General features: G+C 78.4%; 1 protein-coding gene. It reads left to right on the top strand.

All coding sequences use genetic code 11. The features are described from left to right. Positions 1-1,147: polyketide synthase dehydratase domain-containing protein (locus tag MXD58_RS25105; protein ID WP_250610112.1), on the top strand; the 1,147-nt coding region annotated here is incomplete at both ends.

Here is a 1,147-nt window from a genome sequence, read left to right as displayed (position 1 = left end):
GGCCACCGCCGCGCTGGCCCGGCTGCACGTCGACGGCGCCGCCGAGGTCGACTGGTCGGCCGCGTTCGCCGGGCGGCCGGTGCGCCCCACCGACCTGCCGACCTATCCCTTCCAGCGCCAGCGCCACTGGCTGGACCGGCCCGCGGCCCTCGCCGCCGCCACACTGAGTGACGCCATCTTGAGTGACGTCAGGGGTGCAGGCGAGCCGGCCCATCCGCTGCTCGGCGCCGCGGTGGAACTCGCCGACGGCGCCCTGGCGCTGTCCGGCCGCCTCGATCCGGCGGCGCTGCCCTGGCTCGCCGACCATGCGGTACGGGACACCGTGCTGCTGCCGGGAACCGCGTTCGTGGACCTCGTGCTGACGGCCGGGCGACGGGCCGGCGCCCCGCTCGTCGAGGAGCTCGCCCTGACCGCGCCGCTGGTCCTGCCGGCCGCCGGGGCGATCGAGATCCAGGTCATCGTGGCCGCGGCCCAGCCGTCGGCCGGCCAGGGCGCGGAGGGCGGGCGCCGGGCGGTGACGGTCTACTCCCGGCCGGACGCCACCCGTCCCGGCCCCGACGCCGCGCCGGCACCCTGGCACCAGCACGCGACCGGCTTCGTCCGCACGACCCAGGCGCCCATCGGCGAGACCGCTGGCGACGCGGCGCTGGGGGGGGCCTGGCCGCCGCCGGGGGCGGTCGCGTTGGACGTCGACGACCTGTATCCGCGGCTGGCCGGCGACGGCTACCAGTACGGGCCGGCGTTCCGCGGCCTGCGGGCAGCCTGGCGCCTTGGCGACGACATCCTCGCCGACGTCGTCCTGCCGGCGAGTGCGAACGAGCGGGCGGAGGGCTTCGCCGTCCATCCCGCGCTGCTCGACGCGGCCCTGCACGCGGTCGTCGGGCTGCTCCCGGCCACCGGCGGCGACACGGCCGACGCCGCGGCCAGCCAGTCCCTGACCAGGCTGCCCTTCACCTGGAACGACGTCGCGCTGACCGGCACCGGCACCGGCACCGGCGCGCTGCGCGTCCGGGTGGCCGCGACGGGATCGGACCGCTGCACGCTCACGGTGGCGGACGAGGCGGGCGGGCCGGTCGCGACGATCGGCGGCCTGACGCTGCGTCCGGTCGCCACCGAAGCCCTGCTCGCCGCGGGCCGCCGGGTCGCC

The sequence above is a fragment of the Frankia sp. AgKG'84/4 genome, from assembly GCF_023242965.2.
Taxonomy (GTDB): domain Bacteria; phylum Actinomycetota; class Actinomycetes; order Frankiales; family Frankiaceae; genus Frankia.
The sequence above is the reverse complement of the archived record's forward strand: the minus strand, read 5'-3'. Positions and strand labels throughout refer to the sequence as shown.